The organism is Dietzia lutea, from assembly GCF_003096075.1.
GTDB classification, from domain to species: domain Bacteria; phylum Actinomycetota; class Actinomycetes; order Mycobacteriales; family Mycobacteriaceae; genus Dietzia; species Dietzia lutea.
The window spans coordinates 2,646,355-2,668,451 of sequence record NZ_CP015449.1 but is presented as its reverse complement, the minus strand read 5'-3'; the positions used below and the strand labels follow the sequence as shown (position 1 = coordinate 2,668,451).

The window sequence follows — 22,097 nt, the reverse complement described above, 5'->3', positions numbered from 1 at the left end:
GGTGCCTGGCATTCCGGCAGCGCACCCCTGGCCAAGCACGCTGCGTCTTCGGCTTGTGATGCGTGTCGGGTCCATTCCGCCAGCGCAACCCGGGGTTTTCCGTACAGAGGGGCAGCGCGGGTCGAAAGGGCAGCGTAAGCGGGCAGGGTCGCGCTGGCTCTCTGCACGGCGCCGGTGTGCGGGCCCGGAGGTTCCGAGGGGAGCGCGGCGCGGGGTCAGTAGGCGAACAGCGGGCGCCGGTCGAGCCTGCGGGCCACCGACCCGGCCGCCCGCCACGCCCGCGCCACCACGTCGCGGTCCGAATCCGCCACAGTGTTGGACATGCAACGCACCGCCGCCGTCATCAACGTCTGTGACCGCATCCCCACCGGCCCGGCCATCGGCAGGAACCGCGGGTACGTGAGCAGCCGGGCGGCGTCCCGGGCGATCGCAAACGCCTCGCCGTACGTCCGCCGCAGCACCTCCGGCCACGCGTGCGTCAGCGGCTCCGTGCGGGCACCCGCGGGGACCGTGCGGGCGCCGGGGGATCCGTCTGGCGACGGGCGGCTCCTGCCCGGGCCGACGCCGCCCGCGCCCGTGCCGTGGCCGGCGAGGATCAGCTCGGCCAGCAGCCGCCCGCCCTCGAGCGCGTAGTCGATGCCCTCACCGTTGAGCGGGTTCACGCACGCCGCCGCATCACCCACCGCCGCCCAGTTGCGGCCCGCCACCCCCGAGACCGCACCGCCCATCGGCAGCAGCGCAGACGTCACCGCCCGCGGCTCAGCCTGCAACGCCCAGTCGTCGCGCACGCTACGGGCGTAGTGCTGCAGCAGCTCCTTGACCGCCACGTTCGCCGGCCGCGCCGACGTCGCCAGCGCACCCACCCCGAGGTTGACCTCGCCGTCGCCGAGCGGGAACACCCACCCGTAGCCGGGCTGGATGGCACCCGCCGCGTCGCGCAGCTCGAGGTCGGACCCGATCCACGGATGGTCATGCCGAGCGGACCCGACATACGACCGCGCCGCCACGGCGTAGACCGTGTCGCGATGCCACGACCGACCCAGCAGACGACCCACCGGCGATCTCACGCCATCGGCCACCACCAACGTCCGGCACTCCACGCGATCGTCCCCGGCCAGGACGGCGGTGACCTCGCCGTCGTCGCCCCTCTCCACGCCCGTCACCCGCACGCCGTCGCGCACCACCGCGCCGGCCTCGACAGCCGCCTGCCGCAGCCGGTCGTCGAACACCGTCCGCCGCACCGCCGACCCCGTGCCGCCGTGCTCACCCGCCGGCCACGGCACCCGGCGCTCGTGGCCGAAGCCCCGCAGCTCGAGGCCGCGGATGGTGATCCGGTCCCGCGCCCACGCGCCCAGGCCCAGCCGGTCCACCTCGAGCATCGCCCGCGGCGTCAGGCCGTCCCCACACGTCTTGTCGCGTGGGAATCCCGCGGCGTCGAGCACCGTGACCTCGCGACCCGCCCGCGCCAACCACGTCGCGGTCGCCGCCCCCGCCGGGCCGCAGCCCACCACGAGGACATCGGTCGAAGAGGGAAGACGCCGCCGGGACTCCATACGCACCATGGTGGCAGGTCGGCGGGCGCGACGGTCGCCGGCACCTCGGGCGGGGTGGGGTGCCGCAGCTGCCGGGCCGGGACCGTAGTCTGTCGGGAAGGGCCGGTCGATGCCGACCCGCACCAGGCGACGAGGACGAGTGGGGATGTCGAGCGATTCAGTGACGACCGGCACCGCGGACACGGCGACCGACCACGTGGTGGCCGGCGTGGACGTCGGTGACGCAGACCTCGCCGCCGCACTGCGAGGGCGACTCGACGAGGTCGAGAAACTGCTGGTCAGCCGACTCGAGAGCGGCGAGGACTTCCTCTCCGAGGTCGCCCTGCACCTCGTCACCGCCGGCGGCAAGCGCTTCCGGCCTATCGTGACCCTCCTCGCCGGCGAGATCGGGCCCGAACCCGATCACGAGCGCCTGGTCAAGGCCGCCGTCGTCTGCGAGATGATCCACCTGGCCACCCTGTACCACGACGACGTCATGGACGAGGCCAGCATGCGCCGCGGCGTCGAGTCCGCCAACAGCAGGTGGGACAACTCCACCGCGATCCTCGCCGGCGACTTCCTCTTCGCCCACTCCTCCATGCTGCTGGCCGACCTCGGGCCCGCCGCCGTCCAGCTCATCGCCCATACCTTCGCCGAACTCGTCACGGGGCAGATGCGCGAGACCGTCGGGCTCGGCGTCGGCGGCCGCGACGAGGACGCAGCCCAGCACTACCTGCGCGTCATCTGGGAGAAGACCGGGTCACTCATCGCCGCCGCCGCCCAGTTCGGAGGCGAGTACTCCGGCGTGACCGGCGAGCAGATCGCGCGGCTGCGCAGGTTCGGTGACGCCGTGGGGATCGCGTTCCAGATCGCCGATGACATCATCGACATCGCCTCCCCGTCCGCCGAATCCGGCAAGACCCCCGGAACCGACCTGCGCGAAGGCGTGCACACCCTGCCGATGATCTACGCGATGGAGGCCGGCTCGCCCGACAGTGCGCGACTGCGCGACCTGCTGGCCCAGCCGCTCACCGACGATGCCGAGGTCGTGGAGGCGCTGGAGCTGCTCCGCGCCTCCGACGGCATGCGGCGCGCGCGGGCGACGCTCGAGAAGTACGTCGCCGACGCCATGGCCGAGCTCGACGCCCTGCCGGCGGGCCCCGCCAACGAGGCACTGCGCCGGCTCGTGCGTTTCACGGTCGACCGCGTCGGCTGACGGACGCTCGTAGCCGCCGGCCGAGCGGCCGCGGCTGGCGCTGACCGGCGCGTGGGCGCTGCGGCGAGACATCCGCTCCTGTGCCTGGCGTCTGGCCTGCCCGCCGGGGCGCGCGAGACGCCATCGCGGGGGGCGGCTGTCGTCTGGGAAGGGCGGGATGGGCGGAGCGCGCCGAATTCGCCGCTGAGCGGGCCAGCGGGCAGTTCGGTGGTGGGAGTTTCGGCAGGTGACGGCCCGAAATGGCGTTGCTACTCGATACGGTCGTAACCATTGCGAGTTAGGTCGTAGCCATCTCGCTCCGAAGGCCGATTCAGCACGATGACTACTACCAAGTCCTGGATGGTGACGACCACACCGCAGGGGCGAGTGAACAGGGGCTGTCGCGGGCCCGGGTGCGGCGGCGGGGCTGGGCCGGGTCAGCCGCGCGGGTAGAGGACCACCTGGGTCGCCTTGACGATCAGCGTGACGGGCACGCCCGGCGCGAGGGCGAGATCGGCGGCCGAACGCGTCGTGATCTCGGCGTCGACCCGCTGGCCGTCCCGGAGCTCGGCGGTCACGCGGGTCAGCGCCCCGGCCGGAGCCAACGACACGACGCGGGCGGGCCACGCGTTGCGCGGGCTCGCGGCGAGTGAACGCGCGGACGCTGGACTGGCGGAAGTGGCCCGGCCGGCAGGGCTGGCGGTAGTGGCGTGCACGGCCACTGCCCGCGGATCGACCGTCGCCACCGCCCGCACCCCGCTCCGCCAGCCCGTAACGGCGCTCGCGCGGATCCCCGCCACGGCATCGCCTCCGGGGGTGCGCACCTCGTCGTCGTCGACTATTCCCTCCACCAGCGAGACGCCGGCCAGTCGCGCGGCGAAGTCCGACGCCGGGCGAGCCAGGACCTCCTCGACCGTGCCGGACTGGGTGGCGCGGCCGGAGAGGACGACGACGACATCGTCGGCCAGCGCCCACAGGTCCAGCGGATCGTGGGTCACCAGGACCACGGCCCGGCCGGTGAGCCGATCGGCGAGGAGGCGCCGGATCGCCGGGGCGACCTCCACGTCCAGCGCGGCCAGCGGCTCGTCGAGCAGCACGAGTTCCGGGTCCACGGCCAGCGCGCGGGCGAGCGCGACACGCTGGGCCTGCCCTCCGGACAGTTCGTGAGGGCGGCGGTCGGCGAGGTCCGCGCAGCCCACGGCGTCGAGTTCGGTGCGGGCGCGGGCGAGGGCCTCGCGTCTGCGCACGCCGCGGGCGCGGGGGCCGTACGCCACGTTGTCGAGCGCCGTGAGGTGCGGCAGCAGGCCGGGACGCTGCTCGAGCGCGACGACGCGGCGGCGGTGCGCCGGTACATGGGCGCGGGGCGAGCTGACGACGCGGCCGTCGAGGCGGACCTCGCCCGAGTCGGGGCGCAGGTGCCCGGCGAGCAGGGACAGCGCCGTGGACTTGCCCGCGCCGTTGGGTCCGACGATCGCCAGGCGGCGGCCGGCGGGAACGGTGAGTCGGAGGTCGACGTCGCGGGCGGTGACCCGGCAGTCGAGCTCGGCGGCGGGGGCGGGGTCGGCGCTCGCGGCGGACGGCGTGGGGCCATCAGCGGGGGCGGAGCCAGGGGAGGGCCGGGGACCGGGGGGCGGGTCAGTCACGGCCCACCACCGCCCGGCGGGCGACCAGCGCCGAGATGACCATGAGCACCGCCGCCACCGCGATGAGCAGGACGGCCAGGGCGAGGGCCGTCTCGGTGTCGGCCTCGCGGCTGAGGTAGATCTCCAGCGGCAGTGTCCGGGTGGTGCCCTGCAGGGAGCCGGCGAAGGTCAGCGTCGCGCCGAACTCGCCGAGCGCGCGGGCGAACGACATCGTCGCACCCGCGACCAGGGCGGGCAGGACGAGCGGCAGCGTCACGGTCGCCAGGACGCGGGACGGGGAGGCGCCCAGCGAGGCCGCCGTGCGCTCGAGCCGCGCGTCCACCGAGCGTAGCGCGCCCTCCAGCGCCACCACGAGGAACGGCATCGCGACGAAGGTCTGCGCGATCACCACCGCCGCGGTCGTGAACCCGACCTCGACACCCAGCACGGACAGGTGCCGGCCCACCACGCCGGTGCGGCCGAACGTGATGAGCAGCGCCAGGCCCGCCACGACCGGGGGCAGGACCATCGGGAGCGCCGTGATCGTGCGGGCCACGGCCGCCAACGGCCCACGACTGCGGGACAGCAGCACGGCCAGCGGGGTCCCCAGCAGGATGCACAGCCCGGTGGAGATCGCACACGTGCGCAGGCTGAGCCACGCGGCGTCGCGGGCGGCCTCGGAGGTCAGCAACTCGGGGACCCGGGTCCACGGCACGCGCACCGCCATCCCGGCCAGCGGCAGGGCGGCCAGCAGCACGGCCACCGCGGCGGCGACGAGCAGCCAGCGGGGAAGCGGTGGCCGGGTCACGGCGGGCCGAACCCGTGCTCGGCCAGCACCGCGCGCCCGGCGGGACCGGTGACGGCGTCAACGAACCGGCGAGCCGGGCCGGAGTCCGCGGCGCGGTCGAGGACGGCGATCGGATAGACGTTGGGCGCGGTGTCGGCGCCGGCGATCGGCACCTGCTCGACCCGGTCGGCAACCGCGAGCGCGTCGGTGACGTAGACGATCCCGGCATCGGCCTCCCCGGAGGCGACCTTGCCGCGCACGTCGGTGACCGCGGACTCCTCACTCACGGGGCGCAACTCGACCCCGGCCGACTCGGCGAGCTCCCGAGTCGCGGACCCGCACGGCACGGCGTCCGCGCAGACGACCAACCGGGCGCCGTCCAGGGACGCGTCGAGCCCGGTGATCCCCGCAGGATTGCCCGGCGGGGTGATGAGCGTGAGCACGTTGGTGGCGAAGGGGGCGGGTTCGCCGGCGACCAGCCCGGCGTCGACGGCGCGGCCCATGGTCGCCACGTCCGCGGAGGCGAACACATCCGCGGGGGCGCCGCCGGCGATCTGATCGACCAGGCCGTTGGACCCGCCGAAGCTCAGCCGGATCGACACACCGGGTTCGGACCTCTCGACCTGCTCCGCGATCTTCGTGAACGCCCCGCTCAACGAGGCGGCGGCGAACACGGTCAGGTCGCCGCCCTCGTCGTCGTCGCCACCGGACGCGCACCCCACGAGCGTGGATAGGCCCACCACGGCGACCATCGCGGCGGCGCGGAGCCGGCGGCCGCTCGCACCGGATGCGCCACGCCCGGCGACACCCACGCGCGCGCGGCGCGGTGCTGAGGTCACCGTCGGAGGATCAGCGGTAGTTGGTGAACTGCAGCGCCACGTCGAAGTCGGCGCCCTTGAGCAGCGCGATGCACTCCTGCAGGTCGTCGCGCTTCTTGGACGACACGCGGATCTCCTCGCCCTGGATCTGCGCCTTGACGCCCTTCGGGCCCTCGTCGCGCAGGAGCTTGGTGATCTTCTTGGCGTTCTCCTTGTCGATGCCCTGCTTGAGCGACCCGACCAGGCGGTAGCCCTTGCCCGACGCCATCGGCTCGCCCACCTCGAGGGCCTTCATGCTCAGCCCGCGGCGCACCAGCTTCTCGATGAACACGTCCTTGGCGGCCAGGACCCGGTCCTCGGAGTTCGCGGTGATCTCGACGGCGTCCTCGCCCTTCCACTCGATGGCGGCGTCGGTGCCCCGGAAGTCGTAGCGGGTGCCCAGCTCCTTGGCGGCCTGGTTGAGGGCGTTGTCGACCTCCTGGCGGTCGAACTCCGAGACGATGTCGAACGAGGACTCCGAGGCCATGGACGCGCTCCTGTCGTTGGGGGGTGGCTCCCGGCCAGGCTACCCGGCGGCGGCCACCGTCGAGGCGGGAGCCGCACTGGGCCCGATCGGCGCCGCGCTGGCCCCGACCGGCGCCGCGAAACACCCGCGACCATCCCGATTTGGCACCCGGGGGCGGGTGCGTTGTATCGTGTCTTAGCGCCCACAAGGGTGCACGCCAGATTGCCCGAGCGGCCAAAGGGAGCGGATTGTAAATCCGTCGGCTTAGCCTACGTTGGTTCGAATCCATCATCTGGCACGCGAGACCCCTGCCACAAGCGGGGGTCTTCGTGCATTTCGGGGCGCGCCACACGCTCATCCGTGAAAATGTGGGCACGCGCGGCTCCGGTGTCACGTCCCGCACCACCTGTCACGCCGCATCTCGTCGACCATAATCGAGGTGAGACGTATCCACGACGGCCCCGGCTCCGAACAACCCGACATGACACTCGTTTCGATGACCGCCGCCCATCGGATCACCGCCCGCGGCCTGCCGCCCGGACTGGGGCAGGGGGTGGACGACTGGCTCGGCGACCTGGGTCGGACCACGCGCGCCGGCAAGGGCATGCGGTCCACCCTGTTCGACGTCGTGTACACCACCGCCGGCGGGTCCGACGAGACCGTGCGCGCCGCCGCGGGCCAAGCCCTCGAGCTGCTGCACGAGGCACTCCTCGTCCATGACGACCTCGCCGACGGGGACGACCACCGTCGCGGCCAGCCCAACCTGCAGGGCCGGACCGCCGCGCGGGCCGCCGAGCGCGGACTGCCGGCCGAGTCAGCAGCGCACCTGGGGATGGTGGGCGGGCTACTCGGCGGGGACCTGCTGCTGGTGGCGGCGATGTCCGAGTTCGCGCGCCTGCCCGTGCCCGCGGCGACGCTGCACCGGGTGCTGGACGAGGTGCACCGGGCGGTCGTCGCGTCGGTGGCGGGCGAGTACGCGGACGTCCACGGCGCCTCGGAGGACGTCCCCGGCGGATGCGAGCGGGCGCTGGCGATCGGCGCGGCCAAGACCTCCGCCTACTCGGTGTGCCTGCCGCTCGTGCTGGGCGCGATCCTCGCCGGCGCGCCCGAGGAGATCGTCGACCCGCTGCGGGAGACCGGCCGCCACCTCGGCACCGCATACCAGGTGGTCGACGACGTGCTGGGCGTGTTCGGCGACCCGGCCGTGACGGGCAAGTCCAACTCCGGCGACCTCGTGCGCCGCGCGCCGACCGTGCTGCTCGCGTACGCCCGCACCACCGAAGCGTGGCCGCGGATCGATGCCGCGCTGAACCGGTCCGACCCCGACCCCGACACCGCGCGCGAGCTGCTGCGCGAATGCGGCGCACGGGAGTACGCCCTGGGGATCGCGGAGGACCTCGTCACCGCCGCCCGCGCCGCCCTGGACTCGCGGGCCGTACCGCCGGCCGTCCGCGAGGCGCTCGAATCGCACCTGGCCACCGCCCTGGAGAGGACCCGATGACCCAGCAGAGCCCGCACGCGGAGTTCACCGAGGCGGCACGCCGCTGCAGCGAGGTGATCCTGCGCCGGTACTCGACGTCGTTCGCGCTGGCGTGCCGTCTGCTCGCGCCCGCGACCCGACCGCACGTCGCGGCGATCTACGCGTGGGCGCGGGTGGGCGACGAGGTGGTCGACGGTGCGATGAACGACCCGGTCGCCGCGCGGGAGCTCATCGCGGAGGCGCGGCGTCGCACGCACCGCGCGATCGACCGGGGCCTGGACCCCGATCCGGTGACGCACGCGTTCGCCGACACCGCGCGCCGGTTCGGGATCGACGCGCGTCTGGTCGACCCGTTCTACGACTCGATGGAGGCCGACCTGGAGGTCGCCGAGCACACCGAGCAGTCGCTGCGTCGGTACATCCACGGGTCGGCGGAGGTGATCGGGGAGATGTGCCTGCGGACGTTCGCCGGAGGGGGACTGGGTGACGACGACGAGATGGCCGCGGGAGCGCGCGCACTCGGTGCGGCGTTCCAGAAGGTGAACTTCCTCCGGGACATCCGGGAGGACTCGCTGGAACTCGGTCGCAACTACCTGCCGGGTCGGGACCCGCGGGCACTGACGGAGGAGGACGTGCGCGAACTGGCCGACGACGTGGACGCGGACCTGCGTATCGCGCGGGCGGCGATCGACCGGATCCCGGGCCGCGACCGCCTGGCGGTGGCGGCAGCGCACGACCTGTTCGCCGAGCTCAACGACCGCATCCGCGCGGCCGGCGCGGTGGGGGTGAGCGCGGGCCGGGTGCGGGTGCCCGATCCGGTGAAGCTCATGGTGTTCGGCCGCGCCGCCGCGGGCCGCGGCCGGGCTGCTGCGGGTCGTGGACGGGCGGTGTCGCGATGAGCGCGCGGTCCCGCGGCGTGCGGGCGACCCGCGCGCTGGCCTCCCGCCTGCCGGGCGCCCACGCGCGCAGGCACGCCCCGGACGGCCCCGTCGTGGTGGTGGGCGGCGGCATCGCCGGCCTGGCCACCGCCGCGCTGCTCGCCCGCGAGGGCCGCGACGTCACCCTGGTCGAGGCCACCGACGAGGTGGGCGGCCGCGCGGGAAGCTGGTCGGCGGGCGGGTTCCGCTTCGACACCGGGCCCTCGTGGTACCTCATGCCCGAGGTGTTCGACCACTTCTTCCGCCTCTGCGGCACCTCCGCCGATGAGCAGCTCGACCTGGTCCGCCTGGACCCCGGGTACCGCGTGTACTTCGAAAACCGCCCCGACCCGGTTGACGTCCGCTCCGACCGCGCGGCCTCCACGGCGCTGTTCGAGTCGCTCGAGGCCGGCGCCGGACGGGTGCTGGGCAAGTACCTCGACTCGGCACGCACGACGTACGACCTGGCGCTCAAGCGGTTCCTCTACACCAACTTCACCTCGTACCCGGCGCTCGTGCGCCCGGACGTCGTGGCCCGCGCCGGCAGCCTGGTCGCGCGGCTCGTCCAGCCGCTGCACTCGTACGTGTCGCGGCGCTTCTCCGACCGGCGCATCCAGCAGATCCTCGGTTACCCGGCCGTGTTCCTGGGCTCCTCGCCGTACCTGGCGCCGTCGATCTACCACCTCATGAGCCACCTCGACCTCACCGACGGCGTCCTCTATCCGCGAGGCGGGTTCACCGAGGTGATCGCCGCCGTGCGCAGGGTGGCCGAGGAGCAGGGGGTGCGCATCCACACGGGCACCGAGGCGATCGAGCTCGTCACCACATCCGAGGACGCCGACGGGCGCGGGTCCGGCCGGGCCCGCCCCCGTGTGCAGGGCCTGAAGGCGCGCGACCGGGAAGAGGCGGAGCGGACGCTGCCGGCCGGCCTCGTCGTCGGCGCCGCCGACCTCCACCACCTCGAGACCCGGTGGCTACCGGAGGGCCTCCGCACCTATCCCCAGACCTACTGGGACGCCAGGACCCCCGGGCCGGGCGCGCTGCTCATCCTGCTCGGCGTGCGCGGCGAGGTGCCCCAGCTCGCGCACCACACGCTGCTGTTCACCGACCGCTGGGAGGAGGGCTTCGACGCGATCTTCGGCGACGACCCGCACGTGCCCGATCCGGCGTCGCTCTACGTCTGTCGACCCAGCGCCACGGACACCGACCCGGCCGGCGGGATCGCGCCGGAGGGCCACGAGAACCTCTTCGTCCTGGTCCCCATCCCCGCCGACCCGTCGCTCGGGCACGGCGGCGTGGACGGGGCCGGCGACGCGGTGATCGAGGCCGCCGCCGACCGCGCGATCGCCCAGATCGCCGAGTGGACCGGCGCCGACGACCTGGCCGAGCGGGTGGTCGTGCGGCGCACCATCGCGCCCGCCGACCTCGAGGCCGACCTCGGCGCGTGGCGCGGCACGGCCCTGGGCCCCGCACACACGCTCGCGCAGAGCGCGTTCTTCCGCACCCGCAACGTGTCCAAGCACGTCGACGGGCTGTACTACGCGGGCGCCTCGACCATCCCCGGCATCGGCCTGCCGATGTGCCTCATCAGCGCCGAGCTGGTGCTCAAGCACGTCCGCGGGGACACGAGCACGGCGCCGGTCGCCGAGCCCGGCGGGGGCACGTTGTTCGATCGGGGCACGGTGTTCGACCGGTGATTGGGCTGGCGTACCTGGCGGTCCAGGCCCTCTCGTTCGCGGGCATCCTCGTCATCGATCACCGCTGGAAGCTTGCCGCGTTCCGCGCCCCGGCGGCCACCGCGCTCGCCGTGACCGCGTCGGTGGCGCTCCTGCTGACGTGGGACGTGCTCGGCGTGCGCAGCGGCGTGTTCTTCCGCGGGCAGACCGACTTCATGACCGGGCTGCTGGTGGCGCCGGAGATCCCGCTCGAGGAGGTCGTGTTCCTCGCGTTCCTGTCTCACCTCGCGCTCGTGTGCGCGACGGGTGTGGTCACGGCCGTCGAGCACGTCTCGGCGCGGCGGGAGGGGGAGCGGCCGTGAGCATCTACTCGACCATCAACTTCACCATGGCCATCCCGGTGGTGGCGGCCGCGCTCATCGCTCTGTGGCGCCTGCGCGGCGACGACCGGCGGCGCTGGCTCATCGGGGTCGGCGGCTCGCTCGTGGTGCTACTCGTCCTCACGGCGATCTTCGACAACATCATGATCTCCGCCGGGCTCGTGGCCTACGACGACGCCCTCACCAGCGGGATCCGCCTCGGCGTGGCGCCGATCGAGGACTTCTCCTACGCGATCGCCGCGGCCGTGTTCGTGCCGTCGGTGTGGTTCACGCTCACCGCCCGGCCGCGCGCGCTGGCGGGGGGCCGGGCCGCTGCCAGCGCCAACCCGACCGTGTCGGGGCGCGGCGACGGGCTGGTGGGTGGCGCCGTGGTGGGTGGTTCCGCGGTGGGTGACGCGCCGGTTGGTGGCGCCGCGGTGGGTGACGCACGGGGTCGAGGGGGCGACGACGACGAGGTCCGCAGCCCCGACCGGCCCGCGCCGCCCGGCCTGCTCACCACCCTCTTCTGGTCGTCCCGCCCGGTGTCGTGGGTGAACACCGCCGCCCCGTTCGCGCTCGCGTACTTCCTGGCCACGAGCGGGTTCGACCTGCTGGGCGTGATCGGGACGGTCTTCTTCCTGGTGCCGTACAACCTCGCGATGTACGGGATCAACGACGTCTTCGACTACGAGTCCGACCTGCGGAACCCGCGTAAGGGCGGCGTCGAGGGCGCGGTGCTCGACCGCGCGCTGCACACGCCCACGCTCGTGGCGTCGGCGGTGACGACGGTGCCGTTCCTCGTCTACCTCGTGGTGGTCGGGACGCTCGAGTCGTCGTTGTGGCTGGCGGCGAGCACGTTCGCGGTGATCGCCTACAGCGCCAAGGGGCTGCGGTTCAAGGAGATCCCGTTCCTCGATTCGGTGACCTCGGCGTTCCACTTCGTCTCCCCGGCGATCGTCGGCTGGACCATCGCCGGGGCCGATCTCAGCGGCGGCGTGTGGGCGTGCCTCATCGCGTTCATGCTGTGGGGCGCGGCCTCGCAGGCGTTCGGGGCGGTCCAGGACGTGCGCTTCGACCGCGAGGCGGGCCTCAAGTCGGTCGCCACCGTGCTCGGTGCGCGGGCCGCGGTGTGGTTCGCGCTGGCCTGCTACGCGGGGGCGGTGCTGGTGCTGTTGGTCGCGGCGCCGTGGCCGGCCTCGGGGGCGGCGTTCGCGATCCTGCCGTACCTCGCGACGGTGGCCGCCTACGGTCGGGTCACCGACGCCACGGCAGAGGCGACCAACGAGGGCTGGAAGCGCTTCCTGGTGCTCAACATGCTGGCGGGATTCTGCGTGACGCAGCTGATTCTCTGGTCGGTCCTCGTCTGGGCCTGAGCCCCGGCGCCGGGCCCGCCGCTGTAGGGGCTCGGCCTGGTCAGCGTCGGACGCGCTCCAGCCACCGCTGCGACGGCGGGCTCGCTCGCCAGTTGCGGAAGATCGTGCGGAACGCCCGCGAGAAGCGACGGCGCATCGCCGCGGGGTCGTCGAACGGTCGCGCCGAGATGCCCACGGCGAGCGAGCGGTCCACCCAGAGGCGGTCGGTCGCACCGAACTGGAACGACAGGTCGATGTCGTCATGCAGCTCCGGGTCGGTACGGTCGACCCCGTCGCGGACCCGCTCCCACGCGCTGCGGCGCATCGCCAGGTTCGAGCCGAACAACACCGGGTGGGCCATGGCGGAGCCGACGGACACGAAGAACGCGTCCATGTAGAGCAGCTTCGCCGCCCGGGCCCGCCAGCCGGTCAGGCCGATGAACTCGCCCGGGCCGGAGACCGCCACGAGCTCGGCGTCGGCGGCGAACGCGGACTCGATCCGTGCCAGCCAGTCGGGGCCGGGGCGGGAGTCGGCGTCGAGGCGGGCGATGACGTCACCCGTCGCCGCGTCGTACCCGGTGGCGGCCGCGGCGGGGATGCCGCGCACGGGCTCGTCGACCACACGGGCGCCGGCGGCCTTCGCCACCGCCACGCTGTCGTCCGAGCAGCCGTTGTCCACCACCACGACCTCGTCGGGGGCCCGCGTCTGTGCGGCGAGCGCGGCCAGGCAGCCCTCGAGCTCGCGGGCGTCGTCGAGCACGGGGATGACCACGGAGATGCGCACCCGCCCATCCTGCCAGCGGCCCGGCCGGACCAGCCCCACAGCTGTGCCGTGGCCGCGCCTCGGCGGCCGCGGATCGGGCCCCCGACCGGGCGATTTGTGCCGGGTTCGGCGGTGTGTGTAATCTGCTAAAGGCTTCAGCGCCGAGCCGTTGGGAGACCAACAGCAGAGCGTAGCCCGCCCCCTTAGCTCAGTCGGCAGAGCGTTTCCATGGTAAGGAAAAGGTCGTCGGTTCGATTCCGACAGGGGGCTCGCACTGTGCGGGGCGGCTCGATCGCCCGACTGGCAGGGCATGCCGGTGTAGCTCAGCTGGTTAGAGCGCACGACTCATAATCGTGAGGTCGGGGGATCGAGTCCCCCCACCGGTACAACTCCCATCGAAGGCCGTCCGCATCGCCGCGGGCGGCCTTCGTCGTTCCGCCCCGAGAGCTGTTGTCACACCCCGAACGTCGAGCGCGGGTACATCGCCTCCACATCGGTCACCACGTTCACCAGATACGTCACGCCGCTCGCGAACGCCCGGTCCAGGGCGGGTCCGATCTGCGCGGGGTCGGTCACCATCTCGCCCGCGCCACCGAGCGCGCGCACGACCTCGTCGTAGCGGGTGCGCGGCGCGAGGTCGGCGATCACGTCGTAGCCGTACAGCATCTGCATGGGTCCCTTCTCCAGGCCCCACGCCCCGTTGTTGCCCATCACCATCACCACGGGCAGCCGGTGCCGCACGAGCGTGTCGACGTCGATGAGCGAGAACCCGGCGGCGCCGTCGCCGAGCAGCAGCACCACCTGGCTCGAGGGACGGGCGATGCGGGCTGCGATCGCCGCACCCAGCCCCGCGCCGAGGCAGCCGAACGGGCCGGGGTCGAGCCAGTTACCGGGCCGGGCGGGCTCGATGAACTTCCCGGCGTAGGACACGAAGTCCCCGCCGTCGCCGATCACCACCGCGTCCTCCGCCAACCGCGGCAGCAGTTCGCCGTAGATCCGCGCGGGATGGATCGGGTCGGCGGCCGCGGAGAACAACTCGAGGTCCGCGGCGTGCGCGGCGTCGGCCTTCTCCCGCAGCGACATCGCCCACCCGCTCCAGTCCGGTCGGCCCGCCCCGGTCCGGGCCTTCCTCTCCACGGACTCGACCAGCGCGTCCAGCACGAGCTCCAGGTCTCCTGCGGTCGCGACGGCGGGTGAGGCGTGATGACTGAGCTGCGCGGGGGAGTCGGCGATGTGCACCACGGTCGCGGGCGTCGCGCCCTCCTTGCCGCCGAACACGCCGTAGCCCAGCCGGAAGTCCAGGGGCGTACCCACCACGATCACCACGTCGGCGCCGCCGAACGCCATGCCGCGGGCCTTGCCCACGAGCAGCCGATGCCCGGCGGGCACGATGCCGCGGCCCATCCCGTTGGGGATCACCGGCAGTCCGAGCGTCTCCACACAGCGCAGCGCCGCGTCCTCGGCGCCGTCCGCCCACACGTCCGACCCCAGCACGAGGACGGGCCGCTCGGCACGCACGAGCAGGTCGGCGATCCGGTCGACGGCGTCGGTGTCGGGGAGGCGGTCGGCGCTGGCGGAGCAGCCTGGCCCGGCCCCCTCCGGGGCACCGGCCGAGTCACCCGCCGCGCCGAGCGACGGGCCTAGAGGCGTGCCGTCGTCGGTGTATCCCGGCCCGGGCCGCGCGGACGCGCATCGGTCGAAGAAGTGGTCCATGTGCACGTCGAGGAACGCCGGCCCGCGGTGGGCGGTGCGGGCGGCGGTGAACGCCCGGTGGGTGGCGGCGGCGATGTCGGCGGTGTCGCGCGCGGTCTCGGCGGACACGGTCACCGGTGCCACGACGGGCACGTGGTCGAACTCCTGGAGGCTGCCGGTGCCCCAGCGCCCGGTCGGCGCGCGCCCGCCCAGCACCACCATCGGCGCGCCGGAGAAGGAGGCCTGGGCCATCGCGGAGACGGCGTTGGTGACGCCCGGCCCGGCGGTGAGCACGGCCAGCCCCGGGGAACGGGTGAGCTTGCCGGTGGCCTCGGCGGCGAACGCGGCGGTCTGCTCGTGTCGGACGTCCAACAGCGCGATGCCGTGGTCCTCCTTCGCCGCGGCGTCGTACATGGGGAACACGTGCGCGCCGGACAGGGTGAACATGGTCCGCACCCCGTGGGCGGCGGCGACCGCCGTGGCGTGCGATCCGCCGTGCCCCTCCACCGGCGTCAGCCTGCCTGTCGACGTGCTCTGATCCATGGTCCGCCTCCGGTCTCGACTGTCTCCACGGTAGGAGTCGGGGCGGCGCGGCACGGGCGATTCACCGGTCCGGTCGCGGAGCCGGCACCGCCGCGCCCCGCCCACGGTGCCTCTCCGGGCGCGGGAAAGTCCCCCGCCCGATTTCGCGGAACCACCAATCCGGCCTCCGGCGCGTCGCGAAGCACGGTAATCCGGCTGGAAGGAATTCCTTTGAACCACAACATCATCGACCGTCTCCACCGCGACGAACGTGTCCAGTTGTTCGAGGCCGTGTCCGCTGCAGGCAAGAGTCCGTACTTCGCGACCATGCGATCCGGCAGCGGCGCGCTCACCGATGTCGCCGGGACCGATCGGGTCATGCTGGGATCCAACAACTACCTCGGGCTCGCCCAGCACCCGGAGGTCATCGAGGCCGCGGCCCGCGCGGTCCGCGACTTCGGGTCGGCGAGCACCGGCAGTCGACTCCTCAACGGCACCATGCACCTGCACGAGGAGTTCGAGGACGAGATCACCCACTGGTTCGGCACGGAGCAGACCCTGAGCTTCTCCACCGGCTACCAGACCAATCTCGGGACGCTCTGGGCCCTCCTGCGGCCCGGCGACGCGGTCGTCGTGGACCAGTTCGCCCACGCCTCCATCCGGGACGGCATCCGGATGTCGGGAGCGACCGCGCACGTGTTCGCCCACAACGACCCCGACTCGCTCGAGGAGACCCTGTCGTCGGCCGCCCGGTCCGGCGCGGAGCAGACGCTGGTCGTCGTCGACTCGCTGTACTCGATGGAGGGCAGTCTCGCGCCGATCCCCGAGATCGCGGCGCTGGCCCGGCGGCACGGCGCCGCTCTCATGGTCGACGAGGCCCACGGTTTGGGCCTCTACGGCCCGACGCGGCGGGGCTGGGCCGAGGAGTGCGGCAGTTCGGGCGACGTCGACGTGTTGATGTCGTCGCTGTCCAAGGCGACCGCCTCGATCGGTGGCTTCATCACCGGTAGCCGCGAGCTGGTCAACAGCCTGCGCGTCACCGCCCGGCCGATGCTCTTCTCCACGGCCGCCGTGCCGTCCTCGGTCGCCGGGGTGCTCGCCGCGGTACGGATCATCCGCGGGGAGGAGGGGGCGCGTCGCGTCGAGAAGCTGCGAGCCAACTCGCGGACGCTGCGCGCCGAACTCGAGCGCCTCGGCCACCCGTGCGGGTCGGGACACACGGGCGACGACTGGTCGCCGATCGTCCCGGTCCCCGTCGGCGACGACCTGCGGGCGATCGAGGCGTGGAACATGCTCATGGAGCGCGGGGTGTACACGGGCACCGCGATCAGCCCGGCCGTGCCGGCGGCGGGGGCGATCCTGCGGGTCTGCGTGACGTCCGAGCACAGCGAGGAGCAGATGCTCCACGCCGCCCGCGCAATCGACGACGTGCTCGGCATCGTCCGGGCCGACGGCTGATGCGGGTCGTCGTCACGGGCGCGTCCGGGGACTTCGGCACCGTGCTCCTGCGCCGCCTCGTCACCGAGCAGTGGGTCCGGTCGATCGTCGCGGTGGCGCGTTCCCCGCTGCGGGTGTCCGACGAGCGGATCGAGACGGTCGCGCTGGACCTCGCCTCGGATCCGGTGGAGCCGGCCCTGGCGGGCGCGGACGTCGTGATCCACTGCGCGTTCGTCGTCGAGGAGCCCCGCGACAAGGCCGCGGCACGCCGCGTGAACGTCGACGGTTCGGCGCGCCTGCTGCGGGCGGCCGACGCCGCCGGGGTGTCCGTGTGCGTGATGACCTCCAGCGTCAACGCCTACGGCCCCCGCGGCGGGCCCGACGTGGTGGACGAGTCCGCCCCGATCGGCGCGGGGCCCGAGCACTACTACCTGCACCACAAGGCCCTCATGGAGGAGGACATCCGCCGGTGGCGGCGCTCCTCCGACGGCCGCATGGCCGTGCCCGTGTTGCGCCCGACCTACATCGTCGGCCCGGACATCGACAACTCCGGGCTGCGCCAGATGCGAGCCCGGGTCGTCGCCTATCCGACGCCGTCCCGCTCCTACTACCAGTTCCTGCACCAGGACGACCTGGCCGAGGCGTACATGCGCGTGATCCGCGACCGCGTCGACGGGGAGTTCAACGTCGGCGCCGAGGACGCGGTGTCGGTAGCCGACCTGTGCCGCTGGAACCGCTCCCTGTGCCTCCCGCTGCCGCTGCGTCTCGCCGGCCGGTTGGCCGACGTCGGCTACCGGCTGCGGCTGCTGTCCTACTCGTCCCACTGGGTCACCCCGGGTGAACCCGTCACGACGTCCCGTCGCCTGCGCGAGGCCACCGGGTGGAGCCCCGGCCGGTCGAGCGCCGACGCCGCCCGATCCATGCTCGCCCCTCGCTGAACCGACCGAGAGGAATCCCATGCTGCTCTCCACGGAGAACTCCGTCCTGGACCACTACGCCCCGGGCCTGCGCGAGAAGCTGCAGGCCACCGGCCTCGTCGCCAACGAGGGGCCGGACTCCACCGCCATCCGCGACTGGGCGGGCAGCGGAGGCACCGGCCTGATCGTCCCCGCAGAACTCGGGGGCCGGGGCGCCACGGCCGTGGAGGCCGTGCGGTTCCAGACCGCGGTGGGCGCCCTGGCCCCGTCCCTGGGGGCGGCGACCACCATGCACCACCTGTCGTGCGCCACGCTGTTCGAGGCCGCGGAGGACGCCTCCGACGACGAGCGTGCCCTCATCCGCGACCTCGTCGAGCAGGGCACGGTCATGGCCTCGGGGTTCTCCGAGGGCAAGCCCGGTGGGTCGGTGTTCCGGCCCACGATGACCGCCCGCCGGGACGGCGACGACTACCTGCTCTCCGGCCGCAAGGCCCCCTGCAGCCTCGCGCGCTCGATGAGCCTGCTCGTGGCCAGCGCGCTCGTCGACCAGCACGAGCGGGCCGTGGTCCTGGTCTTCAACGGATCGGACGGGCTGAGCCGCGAGGAGTTCTGGAAGGCGCCCGTGCTGGCCGCGGCCGAGAGCGACGCGCTCGTGCTGGACGAGGTGCGGGTCAAGGGCGACATGGTCTTCCTCATGTCGGAGAACGACCCGGACAACGTCCACGAGATGACCGGGTACCTGTGGTTCGGGCTGCTCATCAGCGCGTGCTACCTAGGAGTCGCCACGGGGATGGTGGAGACGCTCGCCCGCAGGGACCCGGTCGACGCGAAGCTTCTCACCTCGGCGCTCGCGGAGGTCGAGGCCATGCGCACGTCGCTGCTCGCCGTCGCGCGCGAGTTCGACGACGGCGCCCGTGGCGGTGACGTGTCGGCGCGATTGGCGCTCGTGCGGTGGTCGATGCGCGACGCCCTCGTGCGCGTCCAGTCGCGCGTCCGCGAGGGCGTGGGCGGTTTCGCGTACATGCAGGACCCCGCGCTGGCGTACGCGTTCGAGGCGGCCCAGGTGTTCAGCTATCACCCGCCGTCGCGCCGGGAGACCTCGCACAAGCTCGTGGCGTGGGCACGCGGCGAGGACTTCCGCTACGCCTGAACAGCGGCCGACGGGGCCCGGCGACGCCGCACCGGACCGGCGGGTCGGTGTCCGGGCCCTCGGGTAGCGTCGGGGCTGTGAGCACAGACAACGCTGATGACCTCGTCGTCGTCGCCGATCCCGTCACCGTGACCGACGCGGTGGTGTCACGGTTCGCCGAGGCCGTCGGGGCGCCCGCCGGTCAGGTCCCCGCGACGCTGGCGGCCGCCCTGACCGCCCCGGTCCAACGCGCGGTGATGGAGCACCCCGCGCTGCGCATCGACCTCGCGCGGACCCTCCACACCGCCCAGTCGAGCGAGCACCACCGACCGATCCGGGTGGGCGACGTCCTCACCGCCACCGCGACGGTCACCGGGGTGCGGTCGGCGCGCGGCGGGCGCATGATCGGCTTCGACACGGTGCTGCGCGACGCCGCCGGCGAGCCCGTCCAGACCCTGACCAGTGCGTTGCTCACCGCGGAGGTGGAGGCGTGACCGGGCCGGGGAAGACGACCGGGCCGGAGAAGACGACGAGGGCGACGACGACGAGTCCCGCGGCCGGCGACGCCCTGCCTCCGCGGACACTGCCGGTCCGGCGGGAGGACCTGCGTCGCTACGCCGAGGCGTCGGGGGACCACAACCCCATCCACCTCGATGACGGGGCCGCGCAGGCGCTCGGTCTGCCCGGTGTGGTGGCGCACGGCATGCTGACGTCGGCCCTGGCGATCGGTGTCGTCGCCGAGTGGGTCGGGGGAGCCGATCGCGTCCTGGCCACCTCGTTCCGGTTCGCCGCGCCCGTGGTGGTGCCGGCCGACGCCCCCGCGCTGCTGGAGGTGGCGGGGACGGTGAAGAAGGTCTCCGAGGACGGCTCGAGCGCGGACATCGCGCTGGTCGTCACCAGCGGCGGGGCCAAGGTGTTCGGCAAGGCGATCGTCACGGTCGCGCTCGGGGACTGAGACGTCCCGGCGGGCGTCCGGGGAGCCGATTTCGGGACGCCCGGCCGGTTGTCGTACACTGGGTTACCCGACCGAACGTGGTCGCGACCCGCGCTGCCACCGGGCAGTCGCCGACACTGTAGAGTCGAGGCGTTCGTGCGGTCCGCTACGCGGGTCGGTACGGGTGGTCGGGAAACCGGCCGAAGGGGCGTAGCTCAATTGGCAGAGCAGCGGTCTCCAAAACCGCAGGTTGCAGGTTCAAGTCCTGTCGCCCCTGCACTTCCCCGCAAGCCAGACGACCCGGAGGTAGCCGCGTGAGCCAGGATCGCGACGACGACGTCGACACCCGCGGCGCCCGCGACTCCGAGGCCGCCGTTCCCACGGGTAAGGCCGGTCGTGGCGACACGGCCGTCGCGGGCCGGGTCCGCACGGACGCGGACAAGCCGGAGGACACGCGGACCGCCCGCGCGAATCCCTTCCAGTACCTCAAGCAGGTCGTCGAGGAGCTGCGCAAGGTCATCTGGCCCACGCGCAACCAGATGGTCACCTACACCATCGTGGTGTTCCTGTTCCTCATCTTCATGACCGCGCTCGTCTCGGGCGTCGACTTCGGCGCGGGCAAGCTCGTCGAGCTCGTCTTCGACCGCTAGAGACCTGCCGCTGAAGGTCCGGGGTGAGATCCGGACCGCCGACTTCGAGAGGACCGCATTTCCGTGAGCGACATCGATCAGAGCCCCGGGGCCGAGGACGCCGAGCAGGCCGCTGCCGAGCAGGCCGCGAGCGAGGCCGACGCGGTGCTCGGTGACACGACCGCGGGTCCCGCCGATTCCGTCGTGGCCGAGCCCGCCGATCCCGAGGCCGAGGACGAGACCGTCGCCGCCGGCGCCGAGCTCGACGCCGACGCGGCCACCGACGCCGAGCCCACAGAGATCGACGAGGACGTCGAGGGCGACATCGTCGCGGAGGGCGACGTGGACGTCGCCGAGGCCGAGCTCGACGAGTCGGCCCTCGAGACGGACGACCTGACCGACGAGACCCCGGCGCTGGAGCCGGAGGCCGAGGAGGCGCCGGCCGAGCCGGCCGCGCCCGCGATCGACCCGGTCATCGCGTTCAAGCGTCAGCTGCGCAAGCTGCCCGGCGACTGGTTCGTCATCCACTCCTACGCCGGGTACGAGAACAAGGTGAAGGCCAACCTCGAGACCCGCGCCGTCACCCTGGGCGCCGAGGACAAGATCTTCCAGGTCGAGGTCCCGGTCGAGGAGTACACCGAGGTCAAGAACGGTCAGAAGAAGACCGCCAACCGCAAGGTCCTGCCCGGCTACGTGCTGGTGCGCATGGAGCTCGACGACGAGTCGTGGGGCGTCGTGCGCAACACCCCCGGCGTCACCGGCTTCGTCAGCGCCACCGGCGGCCAGGGCGGCAGCCCCACCCCGCTCTCGCTGAGCGACGTGGCCAAGTTCCTGGCGCCCAAGCCGGAGAAGAAGGCCGCCGCCGCGGGTGCCGCCGACGGCGACGCCGGGCTGGTCCCGCAGAACGTCGAGGTCGAGTTCGAGGTCGGCGAGTCGGTCACCGTGATGGACGGCCCGTTCGCCACCCTGCCCGCGTCGATCTCCGAGGTGGACCCGGCCGCGCAGAAGCTCAAGGTGCTCGTGTCGATCTTCGGCCGCGAGACCCCGGTCGAGCTCGGCTTCAACCAGGTCGAGAAGATCGACTGACCCGCACGATCCTCCGGCGACCCGCCCCGCGCACAGCGTGGGGCGGGTTCGTCGTCTCCGCACCGGAGGCGGACGGCCGGCGAACACCAACGCACGGCCGGCGAACACCGGCCCACGGCCGGCATGCGGGGGAGCGGTCCGCGCCCCGATTAGTCGTTGCGCGCGCGGAACACGTAAACTCTCCTAGGTTGCGCTTGTGTCGCCGCATGCCCGCCTCACGGTGGGGCGGCGGGGACGGGTGCACACGACAGTCGGCCTCCCGCGTGTACAGCGCGGTGCCGAGATCCAGTCGAAGAATCAGGAAGACGATGCCTCCGAAGAAGAAGAAGGTCTCAGGGCTCATCAAGCTCCAGATCCAGGCCGGCGCTGCCAACCCGGCCCCGCCGGTCGGCCCGGCTCTGGGTGCCCATGGTGTCAACATCATGGAGTTCTGCAAGGCCTATAACGCCGCCACCGAGAACCAGCGCGGGAACGTCGTGCCGGTCGAGATCACGGTCTACGAGGACCGGTCGTTCGACTTCAAGCTGAAGACGCCGCCGGCCGCCAAGCTCCTCCTCAAGGCCGCCGGCCTACAGAAGGGCTCCGGCACGCCGCACTCCGCCAAGGTCGGCAAGGTCACCATGGACCAGGTCCGTGAGATCGCGCAGACCAAGCTGGAGGACCTCAACGCCAACGACATCGACCAGGCCGCGAAGATCGTCGCCGGCACCGCCCGTTCCATGGGCATCACGGTCGAGGGCTGACC

Annotated in this window: 20 protein-coding genes, 4 tRNA genes and 1 pseudogene; 18 read left to right on the top strand and 7 right to left on the bottom strand. The window is 73.0% G+C overall.

Translation table 11 applies throughout. The annotated features are described in order from the left end of the window. Window positions 1-215: 215 nt before the first annotated feature. On the bottom strand, window positions 216-1,553 hold the full coding sequence (locus tag A6035_RS12195) for a geranylgeranyl reductase family protein (protein ID WP_244192426.1): 1,338 nt from the start codon (window positions 1,551-1,553) through the stop codon (window positions 216-218). Between the two features lie 145 nt (window positions 1,554-1,698). Here A6035_RS12195 and A6035_RS12190 point away from each other — a divergent pair, with 145 nt between their 5' ends. After that, the gene (locus A6035_RS12190) at window positions 1,699-2,748 is read left to right on the top strand and encodes a polyprenyl synthetase family protein (protein WP_108847989.1); all 1,050 of its coding nucleotides are present in this window, start codon (window positions 1,699-1,701) and stop codon (window positions 2,746-2,748) included. A gap of 416 nt (window positions 2,749-3,164) precedes the next feature. Here A6035_RS12190 and A6035_RS12185 read toward each other — a convergent pair whose 3' ends face one another. The 4 genes from A6035_RS12185 to A6035_RS12170 all read right to left on the bottom strand — a co-directional run bounded on the left by A6035_RS12185 (window position 3,165) and on the right by A6035_RS12170 (window position 6,480). Further along, on the bottom strand, window positions 3,165-4,370 hold the full coding sequence (locus A6035_RS12185) for a sulfate/molybdate ABC transporter ATP-binding protein (protein WP_108847988.1): 1,206 nt from the start codon (window positions 4,368-4,370) through the stop codon (window positions 3,165-3,167). Beyond that, on the bottom strand, window positions 4,363-5,157 hold the full coding sequence (locus tag A6035_RS12180; protein WP_108847987.1) for an ABC transporter permease: 795 nt from the start codon (window positions 5,155-5,157) through the stop codon (window positions 4,363-4,365). The genes A6035_RS12185 and A6035_RS12180 overlap by 8 nt, the downstream gene beginning before the upstream one ends. After that, entirely contained in the window at window positions 5,154-5,888 is a 735-nt protein-coding gene (gene modA / locus A6035_RS12175) for a molybdate ABC transporter substrate-binding protein (protein WP_108849262.1), read from the bottom strand. Before modA ends, A6035_RS12180 begins: the two co-directional genes overlap by 4 nt. Window positions 5,889-5,985: 97 nt before the next feature. Further along, complete coding sequence (locus A6035_RS12170) at window positions 5,986-6,480, bottom strand: YajQ family cyclic di-GMP-binding protein (RefSeq protein WP_007630882.1); 495 nt, start codon at window positions 6,478-6,480, stop codon at window positions 5,986-5,988. Window positions 6,481-6,675: 195 nt separating this feature from the next. On the opposite strand from A6035_RS12170, the gene A6035_RS12165 reads away from it, so the two are divergent. The 6 genes from A6035_RS12165 (at window position 6,676) to A6035_RS19345 (ending at window position 12,264) form a co-directional block, all read left to right on the top strand. After that, window positions 6,676-6,757 (top strand) — tRNA-Tyr (locus A6035_RS12165). A gap of 198 nt (window positions 6,758-6,955) precedes the next feature. Further along, on the top strand, window positions 6,956-7,960 hold the full coding sequence (locus tag A6035_RS12160; protein WP_244192425.1) for a polyprenyl synthetase family protein: 1,005 nt from the start codon (window positions 6,956-6,958) through the stop codon (window positions 7,958-7,960). Continuing rightward, entirely contained in the window at window positions 7,957-8,838 is an 882-nt protein-coding gene (locus tag A6035_RS12155; RefSeq protein WP_108847985.1) for a phytoene/squalene synthase family protein, read from the top strand. Before A6035_RS12160 ends, A6035_RS12155 begins: the two co-directional genes overlap by 4 nt. Beyond that, window positions 8,835-10,553, top strand: a complete 1,719-nt coding sequence (crtI, locus tag A6035_RS12150; protein ID WP_108847984.1) for a phytoene desaturase family protein — start codon at window positions 8,835-8,837, stop codon at window positions 10,551-10,553. The genes A6035_RS12155 and crtI overlap by 4 nt, the downstream gene beginning before the upstream one ends. Beyond that, window positions 10,550-10,894 carry a lycopene cyclase domain-containing protein gene (locus A6035_RS12145; RefSeq protein WP_108847983.1) on the top strand — a complete coding sequence of 115 codons (345 nt, stop codon included), beginning with the start codon at window positions 10,550-10,552 and terminating at the stop codon, window positions 10,892-10,894. The genes crtI and A6035_RS12145 overlap by 4 nt, the downstream gene beginning before the upstream one ends. Then, window positions 10,891-12,264: a prenyltransferase gene (locus A6035_RS19345; protein ID WP_108847982.1), complete on the top strand. Its 1,374-nt coding sequence runs from the start codon at window positions 10,891-10,893 to the stop codon at window positions 12,262-12,264. Before A6035_RS12145 ends, A6035_RS19345 begins: the two co-directional genes overlap by 4 nt. A gap of 40 nt (window positions 12,265-12,304) precedes the next feature. Here A6035_RS19345 and A6035_RS12135 read toward each other — a convergent pair whose 3' ends face one another. Then, the gene (locus A6035_RS12135) at window positions 12,305-13,027 is read right to left on the bottom strand and encodes a glycosyltransferase family 2 protein (protein ID WP_108847981.1); all 723 of its coding nucleotides are present in this window, start codon (window positions 13,025-13,027) and stop codon (window positions 12,305-12,307) included. A 176-nt stretch (window positions 13,028-13,203) separates the two neighbouring features. On the opposite strand from A6035_RS12135, the gene A6035_RS12130 reads away from it, so the two are divergent. Together A6035_RS12130 and A6035_RS12125 are read left to right on the top strand one after the other, a co-directional pair. Beyond that, window positions 13,204-13,276: transfer RNA gene (locus tag A6035_RS12130), tRNA-Thr, on the top strand. A 42-nt stretch (window positions 13,277-13,318) separates the two neighbouring features. Beyond that, a tRNA-Met gene (locus A6035_RS12125) sits at window positions 13,319-13,392 on the top strand. Window positions 13,393-13,459: 67 nt separating this feature from the next. On the opposite strand, the gene A6035_RS12120 is transcribed toward A6035_RS12125, so the two are convergent. Next, the gene (locus A6035_RS12120; protein WP_108849261.1) at window positions 13,460-15,241 is read right to left on the bottom strand and encodes a thiamine pyrophosphate-dependent enzyme; all 1,782 of its coding nucleotides are present in this window, start codon (window positions 15,239-15,241) and stop codon (window positions 13,460-13,462) included. A gap of 210 nt (window positions 15,242-15,451) precedes the next feature. Here A6035_RS12120 and A6035_RS12115 point away from each other — a divergent pair, with 210 nt between their 5' ends. The 9 genes and pseudogenes from A6035_RS12115 (at window position 15,452) to rplK (ending at window position 22,095) form a co-directional block, all read left to right on the top strand. Continuing rightward, complete coding sequence (locus tag A6035_RS12115) at window positions 15,452-16,678, top strand: aminotransferase class I/II-fold pyridoxal phosphate-dependent enzyme (RefSeq protein ID WP_235026621.1); 1,227 nt, start codon at window positions 15,452-15,454, stop codon at window positions 16,676-16,678. Beyond that, window positions 16,678-17,595, top strand: a complete 918-nt coding sequence (locus A6035_RS12110; protein WP_108847980.1) for an NAD-dependent epimerase/dehydratase family protein — start codon at window positions 16,678-16,680, stop codon at window positions 17,593-17,595. Before A6035_RS12115 ends, A6035_RS12110 begins: the two co-directional genes overlap by 1 nt. A 19-nt stretch (window positions 17,596-17,614) precedes the next feature. Beyond that, window positions 17,615-18,724, top strand: coding sequence for an acyl-CoA dehydrogenase family protein (locus A6035_RS12105; RefSeq protein ID WP_108847979.1), 1,110 nt, complete (start codon window positions 17,615-17,617; stop codon window positions 18,722-18,724). 77 nt (window positions 18,725-18,801) lie between these two features. Beyond that, window positions 18,802-19,197 (top strand): (3R)-hydroxyacyl-ACP dehydratase subunit HadA, encoded by a 396-nt coding sequence (gene hadA, locus A6035_RS12100; RefSeq protein ID WP_108847978.1) that lies wholly within the window; start codon window positions 18,802-18,804, stop codon window positions 19,195-19,197. Further along, on the top strand, window positions 19,194-19,658 hold the full coding sequence (locus A6035_RS12095) for a MaoC/PaaZ C-terminal domain-containing protein (protein WP_108847977.1): 465 nt from the start codon (window positions 19,194-19,196) through the stop codon (window positions 19,656-19,658). The genes hadA and A6035_RS12095 overlap by 4 nt, the downstream gene beginning before the upstream one ends. 183 nt (window positions 19,659-19,841) lie before the next feature. After that, window positions 19,842-19,914 (top strand) — tRNA-Trp (locus A6035_RS12090). Window positions 19,915-20,116: 202 nt separating this feature from the next. Then, a pseudogene (gene secE / locus A6035_RS18745) lies at window positions 20,117-20,287 on the top strand (preprotein translocase subunit SecE); the annotation flags it as partial. 63 nt (window positions 20,288-20,350) lie between these two features. Further along, window positions 20,351-21,352, top strand: a complete 1,002-nt coding sequence (gene nusG, locus A6035_RS12080) for a transcription termination/antitermination protein NusG (RefSeq protein ID WP_200836334.1) — start codon at window positions 20,351-20,353, stop codon at window positions 21,350-21,352. 308 nt (window positions 21,353-21,660) lie between these two features. After that, window positions 21,661-22,095: a 50S ribosomal protein L11 gene (gene rplK / locus A6035_RS12075; protein ID WP_061228429.1), complete on the top strand. Its 435-nt coding sequence runs from the start codon at window positions 21,661-21,663 to the stop codon at window positions 22,093-22,095. Window positions 22,096-22,097: the final 2 nt, after the last annotated feature.

Excerpts from the sequence above, each read along its gene's own strand:
- modA (WP_108849262.1), bottom strand. The coding sequence starts at position 5,888 with ATGGTCGCCGTGGTGGGCCTATCCACGCTCGTGGGGTGCGCGTCCGGT.
- A6035_RS12170 (WP_007630882.1), bottom strand. The coding sequence starts at position 6,480 with ATGGCCTCGGAGTCCTCGTTCGACATCGTCTCGGAGTTCGACCGCCAG.
- A6035_RS12120 (WP_108849261.1), bottom strand. The coding sequence starts at position 15,241 with ATGGATCAGAGCACGTCGACAGGCAGGCTGACGCCGGTGGAGGGGCAC.
- A6035_RS12155 (WP_108847985.1), top strand. The coding sequence starts at position 7,957 with ATGACCCAGCAGAGCCCGCACGCGGAGTTCACCGAGGCGGCACGCCGC.
- crtI (WP_108847984.1), top strand. The coding sequence starts at position 8,835 with ATGAGCGCGCGGTCCCGCGGCGTGCGGGCGACCCGCGCGCTGGCCTCC.
- A6035_RS12190 (WP_108847989.1), top strand. The coding sequence starts at position 1,699 with ATGTCGAGCGATTCAGTGACGACCGGCACCGCGGACACGGCGACCGAC.
- A6035_RS12110 (WP_108847980.1), top strand. The coding sequence starts at position 16,678 with ATGCGGGTCGTCGTCACGGGCGCGTCCGGGGACTTCGGCACCGTGCTC.
- A6035_RS12105 (WP_108847979.1), top strand. The coding sequence starts at position 17,615 with ATGCTGCTCTCCACGGAGAACTCCGTCCTGGACCACTACGCCCCGGGC.
- A6035_RS12195 (WP_244192426.1), bottom strand. The coding sequence starts at position 1,553 with ATGGAGTCCCGGCGGCGTCTTCCCTCTTCGACCGATGTCCTCGTGGTG.
- rplK (WP_061228429.1), top strand. The coding sequence starts at position 21,661 with ATGCCTCCGAAGAAGAAGAAGGTCTCAGGGCTCATCAAGCTCCAGATC.
- A6035_RS12160 (WP_244192425.1), top strand. The coding sequence starts at position 6,956 with ATGACCGCCGCCCATCGGATCACCGCCCGCGGCCTGCCGCCCGGACTG.